Source organism: uncultured Anaerococcus sp. (genome assembly GCF_937934665.1).
Taxonomy (GTDB): Bacteria; Bacillota; Clostridia; order Tissierellales; family Peptoniphilaceae; genus Anaerococcus.
On sequence record NZ_CALGYW010000134.1, the window covers coordinates 1 to 13,991 of the forward strand.

Consider the following 13,991-nt stretch of genomic DNA (forward strand, 5'->3'; position numbering starts at 1 on the left):
CAACCTAGATGCTATCAAGGATATCGTAGCCTTATACCCAATTGATGGTGTCACTACAAATCCAACCATACTTTCTAAGGCAGGGGAGAATCCTAAAGATAGGCTTTTAAAGATTAGAGACCTAATCGGTCCTGATATGGATCTTCATTGCCAGGTTGTAGCGAGTAAAAAAGAAGAAATGGTTGATCAAGCTAGAAAGCTTGTAAAGCTTCTTGGAGAAAATACATATATTAAAATCCCTTCTGTAGGTGAAGGTTTTAAGGCTATGGAAGAACTTAGCAAAGAAGGAATAAAGATAACTGCCACAGGTATCTATTCACCCCTCCAAGGATTTCTAGCAGCTAAGGCTGGGGCAAAATATCTTGCTCCTTATGTAAATAGGATTGATAATCTTGGCTACGACGGTCTAGCTGTGGCTAGAAAAATCCAAAATATCCTAGAAGCAAATGGCTTTGAGGCAGAAATCCTAGCCGCATCCTTTAAAAATTCTAACCAAGTTTTAGACCTAGTTGAAAGAGGAGTAGGTGCCTTGACCCTATCTCCAGCTGTTTTTAAAAACCTTGTAAATGACAGAAATGTTGATTTTGCAATCAATAACTTTGAAGACGACTTCGCAAAAATTCTAAATGAAGGAGATAGTTTCTCTGATGTTTTGTAATTATTTATCATTCTTCGATAGAATAAAACGCAGAAAATAACATATACCAACTACCATAGAAGTTATTCCAACGAATTTGTTTAAATCTTTAAATAAAAAGTGTAAAATCACACCTAAAAAAATCAACAATAAACTAATATAAATATCTTTTTTGTTCATTTATTTACCTCTTAAAATATATTTAATTATATTATAGAAGTGATTTTTTATGATAAGATTAATTTTACGCCAGAGGCCTTTAGGTGGTCTCTGGATTTTTTGTTTATTTTCTCATCGGTTATAACAGCCTTCACCTTATCAGAAATTCCAAGTAAAAGTGAGCCGGATGTTTCAAACTTATGGCTTTCTGTAAGGACTATCACAGAATCGGCACGACCTGCCATGTGTCTTACAGCTTCACCTCTGAAAGGATCTTTGTTGGAAAATCCCCGCTCGTATGAGTATCCATCAGCTCCTATAAAAAGCTTATCGACCTTGTAATTTTTGACCGACTCATAAAGGACTGGACCTATTAAAACCTGGCTTTTAGCTTGGTAAATACCTCCAAGTACAATAACCTGGACATCCAAATCCCTTATGTAATCAGCTATAAAAATCGAATTTGTAATGATGGTGATATTTTTCTTAGTTTCAGCGAGTTTTTTAGCAAAAATTGCACAGCAAGACCCAGACTCAACCATGATGGTTTCCCCATCAGCCACTAGGTCCACAGCCTTTTTGGCGATTTCTGTTTTTTCCTTAAAATGAAAGGAAAGTTTTCTTGATATGGAATCATCGTCAATTAGCTCGGCAAAGTTGTGGGTACGCCTGATTAGACCTTCTGAATCAAGGTCTGTCAGGTCTTTTCTCATAGTTACAGTCGATACCTCAAAAATCTCGGCTAAGTCATTTACAGATATTTTTTTCTTTTCATTAATTACTTCGACAAGCTTAGCCTGTCTTTCTTCTTTATTCATAAACCCTCACACAAAGGCCTTTATTCCATGGTTATTAAGAATCTCAACCATCTTATCTAGGTCAGAATCTTTCAGAGCCTTTCTATCATTATACTCGTATTTTATCCCGTAGGTCTCATACTTGCCCTTGCCGTATTGGTGGAAGGGGAGGAGCTGGACTTTTTCTACCCCAAGATCTTTAAAAAGTTTGGCAAATTCTAAGGCCCCATCCTCTGAATAATTAAAGTCAGGTATTACTGGAACCCTTATTAGATAGTCTTTGGAGTTTTTGACAACCTGTCTCATGTTATCAAAGATTATCATGCTCGAAACCCCGGTTTTTTGCCTATGAATTTCTTCATTCCAGTTTTTACAATCTGCTATAAAAAGGTCGAGATAAGGGTAAAGCTTGGCGACATGCTCTGGATTTGTAAATAGTGTTGTTTCTATAGCTGTGTGGATGCCCTCAAGTTTAAGTTTTTCAACTAACTCTACAAGTAAGTCTATTTGCATAAGGGGCTCACCACCGGAAATAGTTACTCCACCTGCTGATGAATCATAAAAGATTTTGTCTTTAAGGGCTATTTCTACTAGCCTATCAAGACCTATTGGGCGACCGACCTGGTCGTATTTAATATTTTTATCATGGACGCCATTTTTCTCAAGGAGGTAGTAAAAGAGTTTATCCTCTATTATATAGCCATCCTCATCAAAATTAAGTTCGTCTATTTTTATATCTATTTTAGTTTTTTTCTCATCATCTATAAAAATATTTACATAAGGGTTTTGGCTTTCTGGATTTGAACACCACTTGCACCTTAAAGGACACCCCTTAAGAAAGATTGTAGTTCTAATCCCTGGTCCATCCTGGAGGGAAAATTTTTGTATATTGAAAATCAAAATTTTATCGTTTTTCATATTCTAACTCCTATATTTTCCAATATACTACTTATATACAAAGTGACAATATATTTCATACGAAAGAATTTAAAAAAAGAATTAAAAAATAGAAAAATGGGTATCAATATAACATATACAGGGAAAGGACGGAATATGAAATTAGGAATAATAGGGGCAGGTAAGATTGCCCAAGAAGTATTAACTTTTATAAATGATATCGAAAATATTGACCTAGTTGCAATAGCAGCAACTCCGAGAAGTGAAGAAAAATTAAAGAACCTATCGGAAAAATATGGTATCGATAAGTATTACACTGACTATGAAGACTTGATAAAAAATTCAGAAGTCGAGTTGGTTTATGTAGCCCTTCCAAACAATCTTCACTATGAAGTTATGGATAAGGCCCTAGATCATGGTAAGGATATTATCTGCGAAAAACCCTTTACAGCCAATATCAACCAGACTCTAAAGATTTTTAAAAAAGCAGAAAGCAAGGACAGGCTAGTCTTAGAAGCCATGTCTAACCGCTTTATCCCAAATGCTATCAAAGTCAAAGAGGAAATCCCAAAGCTTGGCAAGATGAAAATTGTATCCTTTAACTACTCTCAGTACTCATCTAGGTACGATAGGTTTAAAAATGATGATATAGCACCAGCTTTTTCTTTAGAAAATGCAGGTGGGGCCCTTATGGATTTAAATATTTATAATATTGACTACGCAATAAACCTCTTTGGTAGGCCAAAAGACGTGAGATATTTCCCAAATATAGAAAAATCTATCGATACATCAGGTATCTGCCTCCTAGACTACGAGGACTTCAAGGTAGTTTGTATAGGGGCAAAAGATAGCTCAGCTAGTCTAATAAATACTATCCAAGGAGAAGAGGGCACTATAGAAATCCCAGATGCCCTAAATAATTTTGGATCTTATAAGATAAAAGAAACCGGCGGCGAATACGAAAGTTATAATCAAAACGAAGATAAATCAAGGCTTTACTACGAATTTGTTGCCTTTGAAGAAATAATAAGAACTAGGGATACAAAAAGGGCAGAAGAGCTAAAAGAAATCACCCTAATAACAGCAGAGGTTCTGAACCAAGCAAGAATAGAAGCTGGAATCTTCTTCCCAGCTGATAATGAGAACTAGACACGTCAAATATCTAAAAACGGCCAAATAACTACATTATCAATAAAATTAGAAAAATATAAGAAAACGTTTCTGATTTTCGTGTTAATGTGTTATAATAAAAATGTGGATTTGTATGTAAAATACAATATAAAATTGTACCCAAACCTACTTCTAAAAGTCTTATATGATTGATTTTTTGATAATTATAGAGAAAAAAGGGAAGTAGGTAAAGCCAAACGACTTTGCGAATCAAATAGCAAGAAGTGATAATTTCTATTTATGAGAAAAGGTTTGCAATCTAGAAGCTCGTCCAAAAACCGCATGTCTGAGCGAAAGCGAGTTTGCGATTTTTAGAGCTTCGTGGATTGGAAATCCGTTGGGAATAAAAACCAACTACGGTGGGGTTAGTGTCCTTATCAAAAAGCTTGACGATAGGCAAGCTACCTTATTTGCACTCCGCTTTAGGAGACGCTCGGGGGTGTAACGGTGAGGGGGTACAAGGGGGAGCACGATGAGGGACCCTGCGGCGTTCTAAGTCGCTTGGGCAAGTTGTCCCTTGGGGCTCCCCCTAGAACGAAGCTATTCAGAATAGAAAAATCATTATCTAAAAGATAAAATTCCGAAGAGAAATAGTAAATAAAATCAACATTTTAAAGGATTCGGATATTCTAAATAACAAAAAATATTATCTTTTATTTTAAAAAATACAAAATCTTGGATTTTAAAAATAATTTTATATTGTATAAAACCACCAAATCAACATTGCAAGAATTCCCAAATGCAAAAAATCATATGCATTTTCGGGAAGGCGAAAAAACAAAATACCTGGTCTTATTCCAGGAATAAAGAAAGGAGAGATGTTATGGTAGGAATCATCCTTGCAAGCCACGGGGCTTTTGCAGAGGGGATTAAGGAGTCTGCTCAAATGATTTTTGGCGAACAAGATAAGTTTGAAGCAGTTGTACTTAAGCCTTCCATGGGTCCAGATGATTTTAGGGCAAACCTAGAAGAGGCTATTAAAAAAGTCGATTCTGAAGAGATCCTATTTTTATGTGACCTTTGGGGCGGCACACCTTTTAACCAATCTTCAGCAGTCTTTGACGGCCATGAAGATAAGTGGGCTATTGTCGCAGGTCTTAACCTTCCTATGGTAATCGAAGCTTTATCTGAAAGATTCACTCAAGAATCTTCTCACGAGATTGCCAAGGTTATTATAGACAGTGCCAAAGATGGTATTAAGGGAAAACCTGACGATGTAAATCCAGTTGAAAAGGCTAGTGCAGAAGATGAGGCTGTTGACAGCGAAGTAGAAAAGAAGGTTGTTGGAGGAACTATTCCAGAAGGTACAGTCCTTGGCGATGGCAAGATAAAAATAGGCCTTGCTAGAGTTGATACAAGACTTCTTCACGGCCAAGTTGCAACTAACTGGACAAAGACAGTAGGTCCTGACAGGATTATTGTTGTATCTGATAAGGTTTCTCAAGATGAACTTCGTAAGTCAATGATTATGGAGGCTGCTCCTCCAGGAGTTAAGGTTCACGTTGTTCCAGTCAAGAAGATGATTGAAATTGACAAGGACCCACGTTTTGGTCTAACCAAGGTCTTACTTTTATTTGAGACCCCACAAGACGTCTTAGAATTTGTGGAAGGTGGCGGTGAACTTACAGAAGTTAACCTAGGTTCTATGGCCCACTCTAAGGGCAAGGTTGTTGTTACAAACGCTCTTGCCATGGGTCCTGAAGACGTAGAGACCCTTGAAAAACTAAAGGCTAAAGGCATCAAATTTGATGTTAGAAAGGTACCAGGCGATAGGTCTGAAAACCTTGATAGTCTTCTTAAAAAAGCAAAATCAGAATTAAATATATAGGAGAGATTAATGAGTATTATTAATATTATTTTAATCGGCCTAGTAGCTTTCCTTGCTGGTTGTGAAGGTATCTTGGACCAATTCCAATTCCACCAACCACTAGTTGCTTGTACTCTTATAGGTCTTGTGACTGGTCACCTTAAGGAAGGTATTATACTTGGCGGTTCACTTCAAATGATTGCCCTAGGTTGGGCAAATATAGGTGCGGCAGTAGCTCCAGATGCGGCCTTAGCATCAGTTGCTTCAGCTATTATCATGGTTCTTGCCCTTGAAGGTGGAGATACCAATGCTACAAACGCTATTAACACATCAATAACTCTTGCTATTCCACTTTCAGTAGCAGGATTATTCTTAACAATGATCGCAAGAACTTTAGCTATTCCAATAGTTCACGGTATGGATGCAGCAGCAGAAGTTGCTAACTTTGGTAAAATCGAAACTCTTTCATGGCTAGCAGTAGTTATGCAAGGCCTTCGTATCTTAGTACCAGCCCTTGCTCTTTGCTTTATCCCACCACAAGCTGTTACAGATGCATTAAATAGTATGCCAGATTGGTTAACAGGTGGTATGGCAGTAGGCGGCGGCATGGTAGCAGCAGTAGGTTATGCGATGGTTATTAATATGATGAGTACAAAAGAAACATGGCCATTTTTTGCCCTAGGTTTCGTATTTGCAGCCATCCCAAGCCTTACTCTTATTGCCTTAGGTGTTATAGGTGTAGTTCTTGCACTAGTTTATATGACTCTAAAGGGTCTTGCTACATCTAACCCAGGTGGAAATACTGGTTCTGGTGATCCACTTGGCGATATAATCAATGATTATTAAGGAGATGTTATGACAGATACAGTAAATAACAAAAAAGTAGCACTTTCTAAAGGTGCTCGTAAAAAAGTTTGGTGGCGTCACCAATTTCTTCAAGGTTCTTGGAACTATGAAAGAATGCAAAACGGTGGTTGGGCATTTTCTATAATCCCAGCTATCAAAGAATTATATACAGAAAAAGAAGACCAAGTAGAAGCTTTAAGAAGACACTTAGAGTTTTACAACACCCACCCTTATGTTTCTTCTCCAGTTATGGGTGTAACCCTTGCTATGGAAGAAGAAAGAGCATCAGGCACACCTATTGACGATGCTGCTATCCAAGGTGTTAAAATTGGTATGATGGGACCTCTAGCAGGTGTAGGTGACCCAGTATTCTGGTTTACCCTTCGTCCAATTCTTGGGGCTCTTGGTGCATCTTTTGCCCTTTCAGGCTCATTAATTGGTCCACTTTTATTCTTCCTTCTTTGGAATTTAATTAGAATGGTATTTGAGTGGAAGACTCAAGAGATGGGTTATAAGGCAGGTAATGAGATTACTAAAGACCTTTCAGGTGGTCTTTTAGGTAAGATTACCCTTTTTGCTTCAATTTTAGGTATGTTTATTATAGGTGCCCTAGTTCAAAGATGGGTATCAATTAACTTTGCAGTAGATGTTTCAAAAGTTACCCAACAACCAGGATCCTACATTGACTGGGCAGCTCTTCCACAAGGAGCAGAGGGTATCCAACAAGCTCTTAAACAATTTGCAGATATTGGTCCTACAGCCCTAGACACAGTTAAGGTAACAACTCTTCAAGAAAACTTAGACTCACTAATACCAGGACTTGTTCCATTACTATTAACTCTTGGTATTTGTAAGCTTCTAAAGAAGAATGTATCGCCAATTGCTATTATCCTAGCTCTTTTCGTAATAGGTATAGCTGCGAGATTCTTTGGAATCATGTAGATGGTAGAAAGTCAAAATACAAAGGTAGACTTTAAAACTAAGGCAAATTTCCTAGGAGGTCTTACCAGTCGTGGTGACCTCCTGGTAGGAAATAAGGCCATAGAGTATTATAATGAAAGAAATGTAAGAGATTTTATTCAAATACCCTATACAGAGATAAAGCTTGTAACAGCGTCGGTAATCTTTAAGAAAAAAATTACCCGCTTTGCCATTCATACTAAGAAAAATGGTGATTTCGTTTTTAATAGTCCTGAAAACAAGGCTATCTTGAGAGCTTTAAATAAGTACCTTCCAGATGATAAATTAAGAAGGTCTTTGACTGTGTGGGATTATGTGAAGAGAAAATTCAAGAAATAAACTCCCGGCCTGGGAGTTTTATTTTCCTTTTAGTGAAAATGTTTTCATTAAAGGTAGAAATTTTATTCAAAATACTATATAATATTATTATAAATATAAAAATGGACATTTTATTAACAATAGATAAGTCCAAAAGGAGATTATTATGAAAAATTATAAGACATCTAAGATCAGGAACTTAGCCTTAGTAGGGCATTCGGGTGCAGGTAAAACATCTCTTACTGAATCCCTTCTACTAAAGACCGGAGTTATAGATAAAAAAGGTAGGACAGAAAATGGAAATACTGTTTCTGACTACGAAAAGCAAGAAAAGAAAAGAAATATTTCTCTTCAAACATCAATAATTCCAATAGAGTACAACGATTTTAAAATAAATTTCATAGATTCTCCAGGATTTTTTGACTTTGAAGGCGAAGTGCTCCAAGCTCTAAGAGCGGCAGAAAGTGCACTTTTTGTAATAGATGGTGAAAAGGGGATCGAAGTTGGTACAGAAAAATACTGGAAATATACCCAAAAGATTGACCTTCCATCTGTTATCTTCATTAATAAACTAGATAAGGAAAACGCTAATTTCAATAAAGTTGTTTCTGACCTCCATATCAAATTTGGCAAAAAAGTTACTCCGCTAACCCTTATGCTTGGCGAAGGTGATGACTTTGAAGGTATCATCGACGTTATGGATAAGAAAGCTTACTCTTACGAAAATGACGAAAAGAAAGAATTAGAAATTCCAGAAATCAGAATGGCAGAGGTAGAAGAAGTATATAACAAGGTTATAGAAGTTGTTGCCGAATCTGATGATGAACTTATGGAAAAATTCTTTGAAGGTGAAGAATTCACAGACGAAGAAATAAAAGAAGGTTTATCTAAGGCCATCCTTGAAGGTAAGGTAGTTCCACTAATAGCAGGTTCTACAGAAAAAATGATTGGTCTAACATCACTTCTAGACGTTATTTGTAAATATATGCCATCAATTGATGATGAAGCTGCAAATATTGGATTTAGGGTAGCTGATGGTTACGAGGCTTTTGAAACAAAGGAAGAGGCACCATTTTCTGCTGTAGTTTTCAAAACTCTTGCAGATCCATTTTTAGGTAAGATTTCTATCTTTAAAGTAATAAGTGGGGCAATTTCTAAAGATGATAAGCTTTACAATGCAACAAAAGATACTGATGAAAAAATCTCTTCACTCTTCTACCTAAGGGGTAATGAGCAAATCAAGACTGATAAGGTTGTAGCAGGTGATATAGGAGCTTTCGCTAAGCTTGAAAAAACTCAAACAGGCGATACTCTTTGCTCTAAAGAAAATGAAATCGAATACAAAAAGATTAAATATCCAAAGCCAGTTTTATTCTATGCTATAAAGGCAGTAAGCCGTGCAGATGAGGATAAGATTTCAGAAGCTTTACAAAAACTAAACGAAGAAGACCCAACCTTTGCTAACGAAATGAATAGAGAAACTAGCCAACAAGTCCTATCAGGTCTAGGCAATGTTCAGCTTGAAGTGTTGATGGATAAGTTAAAAGACAATTACTCTGTAAATACAGAAGTAATAGAATATAAGATTCCTTATAGGGAAACAATCAAGGGCAAATCAGATGTCCAAGGAAAGCATAAAAAACAATCTGGTGGTGCAGGCCAATATGGTGACGTATTTATCAGATTTGAACCAAGCGAAGAAGACTTTGTCTTTGACGAAGAAGTATTCGGCGGAGCTGTTCCAAAGAACTACTTCCCAGCAGTAGAAAAAGGTCTTGAAGAATCCCTAGCAGAAGGTCCACTTGCAGGCTACAAGGTTACAGGTATAAAGGCAACCCTATACGATGGTTCTTACCACCCAGTTGACTCAAACGAACAAGCCTTTAAAACTGCAGCAAGACTTGCCTTCAAGAAGGGTATAGAAGAAGCAGATCCTATCTTGCTAGAACCTGTTATGAGTCTAGAGATCAACGTTCCAGACGAGAACATGGGTGATGTTATGGGCGATATGAATAAGAGACGTGGTAGAATCTTAGGTATGGAACCTCAAGCGGACGGTAGCCAAGTTATAAAGGCAGAAGCTCCACTTTCAGAAGTTTTAACCTATGCCATAGACCTTAGAAGTCAAACATCAGCTAGGGGATCTTTCTCTATGGACTTTGTAAGATATGAAGAAGTTCCAAAAGAAATAACCCAAAAAGTTATTGAAAATAAGAAAGAAGATTAATAAACGCTAGGAGGCAGCAATGGCAAGATGGGAAATATTAGATATAGATCCTTACTTAAGTGACTATGAAAACGACATAAATCTTAGAATGGATAGGCTAGAAGAGCAAAAAAAGAATTTTTTAGCTGGTGGCAAATCACTTAAAGAATTTGCCAATGCTCACAATTATTATGGCTTCCATAAGGTTGATGGTGGTTGGATCTATAGGGAATGGGCTCCAAATGCTGACGGGCTATTCCTTTTGGGAGAATTCAATAATTGGGATAAGCACTCCCATCCTTTAAAGAAGATAAACAGCGAAGACTGGGAAATTTTTATAAAGGGGATAAGGACTATCCCTCACAAGTCTCGTCTAAAGGTCTTGGTTGATGCAAATGGACAGATAAAAGAAAGAATTCCTCTTTATGCTCGTAGGGTAGAAAGAAATGAAAACTTAGACTTTGCAGCCGTTTTAGAAAATCCACGTAAGGACTTTGAGTGGACTGACCAAGACTTTAAAATAAAACACGACGACCTTTTAATCTACGAAGCCCATATAGGTATGTCAGGCGAAGAAGGCAAGGTTTCTACCTACAAGGAGTTTGAAAAACATATCCTTCCAAGGATAAAAGAGGGCGGCTATAACACAGTCCAACTTATGGCTATAGCTGAGCACCCATACTATGGATCATTTGGTTACCAAGTGGCAAACTTTTTTGCCCCATCTTCCTGGTATGGAGAGAGTAAAGACCTCAAAAGCCTTATAAATACAGCCCATGAGATGGGCCTTAATGTGATAATGGACCTAGTTCATTCTCACTCAGTAAAAAACACAGCCGAAGGTATAAACGAATTTGACGGCACAGACTACCAATTTTTCCATACAGGAGGTGAGGGTAACCACCCAGACTGGGATAGTAAGTTATTTGACTACCACAAGGGCGGAGTTTGCCACTTCCTCTTATCAAATGTGAAATACTGGTTAGAAGAATTCCACTTTGACGGCTTTAGGTTTGATGGGGTCACATCCATGATTTATAAAAACCATGGCCGTGGTGAGGCCTTCGACTCTTACGCAAAATACTTTTCTATGAATACAGACATAGATGCTCTAAATTATTTGCAAATGGCAAACGAATTAGCTAGGGAAATCAAACCAGATGTTATCACCATAGCAGAAGATATGTCAGGCATGCCTGGCATGTGCCTGCCTGTAAGCCAAGGTGGAATCGGCTTTGATTATAGGCTTGCTATGGGTATGCCAGATTTTTGGGAAAAAACCCTAAAGAAAAATGACCATGACTGGGACCTATCAAATATGTGGTATGAGTTAACAACCCATAGGCCAAGTGAAAAGAGAATTGGCTATGTAGAAAGCCACGACCAGGCCCTAGTTGGTTCAAAAACTACAATCTTCCAGCTGGCTGACGCTGAAATGTATGATTCTATGGCCATAGATATCCACAACTTTGAGATAGACCGTGCCATAGCCCTTCATAAGATGATAAGATGGATAACTATCTCTGAAGGATCAGACGGTTACCTAAACTTTATGGGCAATGAATTTGGGCATCCAGAATGGATTGACTTTCCAAGAGAGGGAAATGGCTACTCCTTCCGCTATGCCCGCCGTCAGTGGTCATTAAGGGATGCTGATTATCTAAAATACAAGTTTTTAGCAGACTTTGATAGGGCTATGCTAGAATTTGCCAAGGAAAATGACCAGCTAGGAAATGATACTTACAGGCTCTGGCTAGATAATGATAGGAAAATTATAGCCTTTAGAAACAAGGATATAGTCTACCTATTCAATTTCCACCCAACTAATTCCTATAAATCCTTCCACCTACCTATCCACGATATAGGAGAATTTAAGGTGGTAATGGACACTGATGATGAAATATTTGGCGGCTTTGGCAGGATTAGCCACGGAGTAGTTTACGATACAGAAAGATTACCTGGCACAGACTACGATGGGATCAAAATTTATATCCCATCAAGAACTGCCCTTGCTCTTAAAAAGGTAAAATAATGAAATTAATATGTTTGGGGGATTCCTTCACTGAAGGTTTTCTCGTAGAAGATAAGTCATATACCCGCTTTCTGAGTAAGGCGGGTTTTGATGTTATAAACCTTGGTCGAAATGGATCTACTACAGAAGAAATGCTAGCAAGGTATAAAGGGTATCTAGTAAATACAGAAGAAGCTGACCTATTAGTAGTATTTGGTGGAACCAATGATTTTATGGTTGGTCTTTCTGTTGATTTGGTATTTAAAAACCTAAAAAGTATAGTAGAGACTGCAAGAGCAAGGAAGGTTCTCATGATAGGGCCACCCTATGTGGAGGAAGAGGAATATTATCCGGTCTATGACGAGATAAATAGAAAACTCTCAAGTCTTAAGGAAAAATTAAAGACTTTGCCAGTAGAGTATTTGGATGCAGATACAATAGCTGGGCATTATCTAGACGGAGTCCACCTCGCAAGTGATTTCCACCAGGGCCTTGCCGAAAAAATCATAGAAAAGATTGGAGAATAAATTGGAAAGTATAGAAAGCCAAGTTTTTGATAATCAGCTTGTTGACAACCTTGAGCAAAATCAAGTGGTAAATGACTTGATGAAAAATGCGCTTATAGCGAAGCTTATAACTATAGGCCTTGCTATAATAGCAGGTTATATCCTAATAAGGATAGCAGGTAAGGGATTAGATAAGTTTTTAAACAAAAATAAAAATCCTAAGCTAGCCAACGCTGCCAAGGTCAAAACTATCAGCAAATTGTTATATTCTATAATCAAATTTGCTATAATCTTTATAGTAGTAAATATCATCTTAGATTCAGTAGGTATCAATACATCATCCCTAATAGCAACAGCAGGGATAGGTGGTATAGCTATAGCCTTTGGATCTCAAACTGTTATTCAAGACTTTATCATGGGAATATTTATAGTGATAGACGACAGGATAAGGGTTGGGGACTGGGTAGTAGCTGCAGGTTGTGAGGGAGAAGTTGAACAGTTAAACCTTAGAACTACCCTTATTAGAGATTTTAACGGGTCACTACACATTATCCCAAACTCTAAAATTGCAAACGTACAAAACTTCAATAGAGGAAACAACCTAGCCCAAGTCACCTTCTCCCTTCCCTACGAAGTAAGCTTAAAAGAAGCCAAGGAAATTATTGACACAGTAGCTATGAGGCTAAAAGATGATAAAGACTTTAAGGGTAGGGTAGTAGAAGAGTTTGAATTTTTTGAAATAGCATCCTTTGAACCTATAATCTATACCGTAAAGATGGTTGCAAAAACCAAGGAAGGCTATCAATGGATGTACCAAAGAGCTGCCCGAGCCCTTCTTAAGGAAGAAATGGAAAAGAGAAATATCAGGGCAAATAAGGTAGGTTTAGAAAATGAAGAAATACAGACTAAATGATATAATCACTCTCAAAAAGGGCCACCCTTGTGGAGAAAACCTCTGGCAAATAGAAAGGCTTGGTGCAGACATCAAGCTAAGATGCCTGGGTTGTGATAAGATTATTTGGATGAAAAGACTTGATTTTGACAAAAAAATTAGAAAAATAAAAGATAAAGATGGTAAGATGGTTTCTATAGTAAACTACCAACCAGAAGATTAAAAAAGGGATTGTTGCAAATTGTGAATAACTATCGTCCCATCATCATAGGGTTCTCTCTCAAAGTTTGCCTCTTGAGGCCGGCGGGCCACTTTTAGCTCACCGGCTCGAGGAGGTGAAACTTCACGAGAAAAAAGCCCGTCGGCTCATTGAGACCCTATGATGATATCGGGACGATTTATTCATTCTGCAACAGTCCCTTTTTTATAAATTTAATCTTTAAATTATATAAGTTAGGAAATACTAGCCTGATAGATTGTCTCTATAGAATCACTAAGCTTGTTTGTAAATTCTTCATCGCTATCATTTACATTAAGATCTTGAGCAAGGGCTCCTGAGAAAGAAGGGATAATATAAATATTCAAAACCTCTTCAATCTTCGCTTTATCCAGTAATGATAAATTCATAAGTTAAAAAATGAAAAATTAAGTCTAATAAGTAAACATATACATATATAGAAGGAAGTTTAAAAATAAAAGTCAGAGAAATAAAATTTCAAAAAAATTAAAGAAATTATTTGACAAAGATAAAAAAGGGTGTTATAGTATTAACTGTCGGCAAGAGA

The 13,991-nt window shown here is 37.2% G+C and carries 14 protein-coding genes; 11 read left to right on the forward strand and 3 right to left on the reverse strand.

Going from position 1 to position 13,991, the window contains the following annotated elements; genetic code table 11:
* On the forward strand, positions 1 to 658 hold a 658-nt coding region (locus Q0410_RS06890; RefSeq protein ID WP_299034754.1), incomplete at its 5' end, for a transaldolase family protein.
* Positions 659 to 864: 206 nt separating this feature from the next.
* On the opposite strand, the gene Q0410_RS06895 is transcribed toward Q0410_RS06890, so the two are convergent.
* Together Q0410_RS06895 and Q0410_RS06900 are read right to left on the reverse strand one after the other, a co-directional pair.
* Positions 865 to 1,614: a DeoR/GlpR family DNA-binding transcription regulator gene (locus Q0410_RS06895; protein ID WP_299034757.1), complete on the reverse strand. Its 750-nt coding sequence runs from the start codon at positions 1,612 to 1,614 to the stop codon at positions 865 to 867.
* 6 nt (positions 1,615 to 1,620) lie between these two features.
* On the reverse strand, positions 1,621 to 2,511 hold the full coding sequence (locus Q0410_RS06900; protein ID WP_299034760.1) for a glycyl-radical enzyme activating protein: 891 nt from the start codon (positions 2,509 to 2,511) through the stop codon (positions 1,621 to 1,623).
* A gap of 135 nt (positions 2,512 to 2,646) precedes the next feature.
* On the opposite strand from Q0410_RS06900, the gene Q0410_RS06905 reads away from it, so the two are divergent.
* The 10 genes from Q0410_RS06905 (at position 2,647) to Q0410_RS06950 (ending at position 13,429) form a co-directional block, all read left to right on the forward strand.
* The gene (locus Q0410_RS06905) at positions 2,647 to 3,639 is read left to right on the forward strand and encodes a Gfo/Idh/MocA family protein (RefSeq protein WP_299034763.1); all 993 of its coding nucleotides are present in this window, start codon (positions 2,647 to 2,649) and stop codon (positions 3,637 to 3,639) included.
* Between the two features lie 844 nt (positions 3,640 to 4,483).
* Positions 4,484 to 5,488 carry a PTS sugar transporter subunit IIB gene (locus Q0410_RS06910; protein ID WP_299034766.1) on the forward strand — a complete coding sequence of 335 codons (1,005 nt, stop codon included), beginning with the start codon at positions 4,484 to 4,486 and terminating at the stop codon, positions 5,486 to 5,488.
* Between the two features lie 9 nt (positions 5,489 to 5,497).
* Entirely contained in the window at positions 5,498 to 6,313 is an 816-nt protein-coding gene (locus Q0410_RS06915; RefSeq protein ID WP_299034769.1) for a PTS mannose/fructose/sorbose transporter subunit IIC, read from the forward strand.
* A gap of 9 nt (positions 6,314 to 6,322) precedes the next feature.
* Positions 6,323 to 7,255 (forward strand): PTS system mannose/fructose/sorbose family transporter subunit IID, encoded by a 933-nt coding sequence (locus Q0410_RS06920; protein ID WP_299034772.1) that lies wholly within the window; start codon positions 6,323 to 6,325, stop codon positions 7,253 to 7,255.
* Entirely contained in the window at positions 7,256 to 7,612 is a 357-nt protein-coding gene (locus Q0410_RS06925; protein ID WP_299034775.1) for a DUF956 family protein, read from the forward strand.
* A 145-nt stretch (positions 7,613 to 7,757) separates the two neighbouring features.
* Positions 7,758 to 9,818, forward strand: coding sequence for an elongation factor G (fusA, locus tag Q0410_RS06930; protein WP_299034778.1), 2,061 nt, complete (start codon positions 7,758 to 7,760; stop codon positions 9,816 to 9,818).
* Between the two features lie 19 nt (positions 9,819 to 9,837).
* Entirely contained in the window at positions 9,838 to 11,829 is a 1,992-nt protein-coding gene (locus tag Q0410_RS06935; protein WP_299034781.1) for an alpha-amylase family glycosyl hydrolase, read from the forward strand.
* A complete protein-coding gene (locus tag Q0410_RS06940; RefSeq protein ID WP_299034784.1) occupies positions 11,829 to 12,335 on the forward strand; it encodes a GDSL-type esterase/lipase family protein in 507 nt (168 codons plus the stop codon). Before Q0410_RS06935 ends, Q0410_RS06940 begins: the two co-directional genes overlap by 1 nt.
* Position 12,336: 1 nt before the next feature.
* Complete coding sequence (locus tag Q0410_RS06945) at positions 12,337 to 13,227, forward strand: mechanosensitive ion channel family protein (RefSeq protein WP_299034787.1); 891 nt, start codon at positions 12,337 to 12,339, stop codon at positions 13,225 to 13,227.
* Positions 13,205 to 13,429 (forward strand): DUF951 domain-containing protein, encoded by a 225-nt coding sequence (locus Q0410_RS06950; protein WP_299034790.1) that lies wholly within the window; start codon positions 13,205 to 13,207, stop codon positions 13,427 to 13,429. Before Q0410_RS06945 ends, Q0410_RS06950 begins: the two co-directional genes overlap by 23 nt.
* 230 nt (positions 13,430 to 13,659) lie before the next feature.
* On the opposite strand, the gene Q0410_RS06955 is transcribed toward Q0410_RS06950, so the two are convergent.
* Positions 13,660 to 13,791 carry a hypothetical protein gene (locus Q0410_RS06955; protein WP_299034793.1) on the reverse strand — a complete coding sequence of 44 codons (132 nt, stop codon included), beginning with the start codon at positions 13,789 to 13,791 and terminating at the stop codon, positions 13,660 to 13,662.
* Positions 13,792 to 13,991: the final 200 nt, after the last annotated feature.